This is a genomic window from Nonomuraea sp. NPDC002799, assembly GCF_053592075.1.
Genome location: NZ_JBSFVA010000112.1, coordinates 1 through 3892, shown reverse-complemented (window position 1 = coordinate 3892; position 3892 = coordinate 1). Strand labels below are relative to the sequence as shown.

General features: G+C 69.3%; 2 protein-coding genes and 1 pseudogene. All 3 read right to left on the bottom strand.

The window, feature by feature from the left end:
- Positions 1–344, bottom strand: a pseudogene (locus ACWD0F_RS51805) (hypothetical protein); the annotation flags it as partial.
- A 153-nt stretch (positions 345–497) separates the two neighbouring features.
- Positions 498–2786, bottom strand: coding sequence for a hypothetical protein (locus ACWD0F_RS51800; protein WP_449890493.1), 2289 nt, complete (start codon positions 2784–2786; stop codon positions 498–500).
- Positions 2783–3583 carry a hypothetical protein gene (locus ACWD0F_RS51795; protein WP_449890491.1) on the bottom strand — a complete coding sequence of 267 codons (801 nt, stop codon included), beginning with the start codon at positions 3581–3583 and terminating at the stop codon, positions 2783–2785. The genes ACWD0F_RS51800 and ACWD0F_RS51795 overlap by 4 nt, the downstream gene beginning before the upstream one ends.
- Positions 3584–3892 lie beyond the last annotated feature (309 nt).

The following is a 3892-nucleotide window of genomic DNA, read 5'->3' as shown; positions in this document are numbered from 1 at the left end:
CCGCGCTTGTCGCCGTCCAGGATGACGCGCACCTTGACGCCCCGCTGGTGCGCCTTGACCAGCTCGGCGGTGAACTCGGTGCCCGCCGTGCCCGACATGACGAAGTGCGCGATCTCGATGACGGCCCCCGAGGGCGTCTGCCGGACCAGGCCGCACAGCGTGCGCACGATGGCCGCCGGGTCGCCGCCGACCGGCTCGCTGAAGACGGCTCCCGTCCTGACCTGCTCGCGCGGGGCGTCGGCACAGGTGGACGCCTGAGCGGCGGTGGCCGGGCCGGCGCCGGTGAGCGCCGCGGTGGCCACGACGGCGCCGGTCGCCAGAACGGACAGGAACGTGCTGGGCATGCGGAACTCCTCGAACGTTGCGGGCAGCCCTGACCTTGGTTATGGACTGCCCGATAACGAGAGTGGCGTGCCCGGAGTCGATCACGATGACGGCGGGCGGTCAGCCCGGGAAACCTTCGGCGAACATCTCTCCTGACGCCGGCGCCGAGCTCCTCAGGTACAGTCCTTGACTTCCGTGACAACGCCTGACGAACCTGGCGCGTAGATCGTGACCGTGATGCCGTCCGGCTCGACGCGGGCGTACGTGTAGCCGATCATGATGCCCGCTGCGCGCATGTAGCCGGCGCCGCGGGTGGCGGGGGCCGAGCGTGCCGCGGAGCCGGAGGTGAGGTCCACGCCGGCATTGCCGAGTTCGGTGGCCGGCAGTTCCCTCAGCAGCACGGGACGCGCCGGCACATCGAGATCATAGAGCTGGGCCAGGAAACCGCTGATGACGGTGAGGACGGGCCTGTCCTCATGGACTCCCGGCAGGAGGCTGACCGCCCGCTCACCGAGGTGGATCGTGGCGGCGGGCCGCAGTTGTGTCTGGCGGACCTCCACCGAGCGCGGCTGCCGGGCCACGGTGAGCACGCCGGTGTGCCGGCGCAGGAGGCCGGGAGGCGTGGTCAGGTTGAGCGTGACCTCGCGCCCGTCCGCGGCCGGCTCGATCACCGCCCGCGCGAAGGCGATGCCGCCGGCTCCGGCCTGGCCCGCGGCCACCAGCCTGCCCCGGGCATCGAGGACGGTGGCCTGCTCATCCGGCTCCAGCCCATGGACCAGCACCTCCCACAGATGCAGTTCCCGTCCGTCGGGCGGAGGGTTGGGCAGCCACTTCGGATTCAGGCCCTTGCCGAAGAATCGGTCGACCAGCTGGTCGCAGTTGCCGATGATGGCGATGCGTTCCATCTCCATGCCCCTGCGGTCGGCGTCGTCGAGCAGCGGCGGGACTCCGAAGGAGACGGCTCGGGCGCCGCCGTTGGTCTTCACCAGCAGCAGGCACGGATAAGGCTGCGGCCGAGCCAGGTAGGCGGGCTTCAAGGCGCGGAAGCTGACGCGGACCGATATGTCGAACGGGGCCGAAGGAGACGTCTCCTGCTCGACGACCAACGGGAACTGCTCGTCCGGGTCGAACAGGACGCGTGCCTCGCAGACGTTCAGCGGGGCGGTGCCGCCGTTGGTGAGATACAGCAGGCCGCCGCAGGCGACGTCCAGCCCCTCGCTGCACGATCCGTGCAGTCCCCAGGTGAAGGGCTCCACCTCCGCCTCGACCCGGGCCGGAACGACCGCGCCCATGCGCTGGACCGATCCCCGGAGAAGCAGACCGCGGGAATCAGGCACGATCTCCTCGACCACCAGGTGGCCCACGGCAGGGTTCGCCAGCCGCAGATACTCCTTGCGCGCGTACGAGCGCGGGCCGACCTGATCCCACCCGCCGGCGGCCGGCAAGGTGGAATCGGGGTCGATGCCGATCCCGAGCAGATCCAGCAGGTCCCCGACGATGCCGGTCGCCTGCGCCGAGCCCGACAGCGACAGGGTCAGCAGGAGCACGTCGGCTTGTGGCAGGGAGAAGTCCAAGTCCAGCGAGATGGTCACGGCGAGGTCGCTCCCGAGCGGGCCCGCGTCCCGGATCCTGCCGCTCTGACTCACCTGCACGCTGTGACCGTTGCCCGCCCACCGGGACACGGCCTGTCCTGAGGGGCGTTTGCCGAGACGGGCCGCCTCGTCCAGAGCGGCCTCGAAGTAGGTCAGTGCGATGGACTGCAGGCGTGTCCGGTCGATGAGCGCCGCCCAGGGACGGCCATCGCGCAGGTCGGGCGTCCGGCCGGCGTAGAAGTCCTGCCAGGCCGCGACAGAGCGATCTTGTGGGTGGTCCTCCATCTGCACCGTGATGGTCCGGCCCGAGTCGTCCAGCACGATGCCGGCGTTGACGAAGGAAGGAGCCTCCATGATCAGGGCCTGGAATCCGTTCAGGGGCAGCGCCACCGACCCGGTGACTCCGGACAGCTCGCCGTCGATCAACTGGGCGGCATGGGGCGTCAGCCCGGCGAAGCCGCCGGGGTCCGCCGGCGGCTGGTAGGCCACATGCATGGCGGGCCGGCCGGCCTGCGTGGTCATGCTGACGACGAAGTGCACGGTGATCGAGGGGGCGAACCCCGGCTGGGACGACGTGGGCGCCGTCGCGCCGGCCTGCAGGTCGCTGATCGTCACGAAGTGCAGCACCAGCTGCTGTGAGACCCGCAGAGCCGAGCCGTCGACCGGATGCCTGGCGCTGTCGCCCCCCACCACCGTGCTCGCCTGCGCCACGCGCGTGACGGTCGTCCGGTCGGTCACCTCGACATGATCGAGCAGCACGGTCGCGCCGCTCAGCGGTATCTCCTGGGTGAAGCAGAACGAACGCGAGCGGAGCTGATCGCGGATGAGGTCGAGGAAATGGGTGGCGGTGAGCTGGAGGGTGTAGATCATGACGTGCGGAGCCGGTCGAGCGCCTCGGACGCGCTCAGTCCCTCATAGCCGGCGAATTCCTCCTGGATCACGTCCATGATCTCCCGAAAGTCAGAGTCGTCGCCGGAGTCACGGAACCGGCGAAAGAGATCGTGGCAGCGCTCATGCTGCTCGGAGGACAGGACCGTCTGGGCGTCTTCGTCGTCCGCGGATCCGGTGCTCACCTTGACCACGGCCTCGGCGAACGGGTACACCTCCAACCAGGTCGCCGCCGCTTCGGCCACCAGCCCGAGGTCCAGGGCGGCCGCGTGGTAGAGATGCCCGAGGTAGCGGTCGTAATACTCCTTGAGCCGGCGGCCCTTGTCGCACGTCAGCAGGACACGGTCCCGGAACTCCAGCGTGATGGGATAGGTCGCCGCCAGCTGGAGGATCTTCGCCGTGATCTTCCCGGCCGCCTCTTCCCGCAGGTCCGGAGTAAGCCGGTCGAAGTCGCCGTCCGCCTCGCTTCCACCCCTGCCCGCAAGCCCCAGCAGATCCATGACCTGAGGGCTGAGGCCGTCACACGAGCCGACGTCGAGAAGCATGTCGCTGAACACCCGCACCAGAACGTTCCGCACGAAACACGGCAGGGGGACCTTGAACGGCCCGAGACCACCCTCCTGGCAGTAACCGCTGTAACTCCGCTCACAGTCCTGGCAACTGCCCACTCCGATGACCGTTCCATCAGGCAAGACACACTGCGGCATCGCTCGTCTCCTCTGGCTCGCAACGCCGCGGCGCCGCCTCCGATCGCCATTGCTGGTGATCAGGGTGAACATTCCCGTGGCCATGCCCGGCGAACGCGTGCCCTGAGGCAACGGTGGGCAAAGATCATCAGCGCGGAGCGGCGGCTGTGTCGTCTCGACAGCGGACGGTCAACTTCCGCACCGTGAAACGGTCGCCTTTCCCTCGGTGCCCGTACGTAACTCCCGGTCCACCTCGGCGGTCTACCGTGCGCCCATGACAATGCGCAGGTTAGTCGCGAGCGTGCTGGCCGGAGTCCTCGCGGGCGGTACGGTCGCCGTCGTGCTGACTCAGACGACCCCCGCCGCGGCGACGCGCCGCGGCCACGCTCCCCTCGTGATCGG

What these genes read in the sequence shown, in the direction of transcription:
- ACWD0F_RS51800 (WP_449890493.1), bottom strand. Translation starts at nt 2,786, where the DNA reads ATGATCTACACCCTCCAGCTCACCGCCACCCATTTCCTCGACCTCATC.
- ACWD0F_RS51795 (WP_449890491.1), bottom strand. Translation starts at nt 3,583, where the DNA reads ATGTTCACCCTGATCACCAGCAATGGCGATCGGAGGCGGCGCCGCGGC.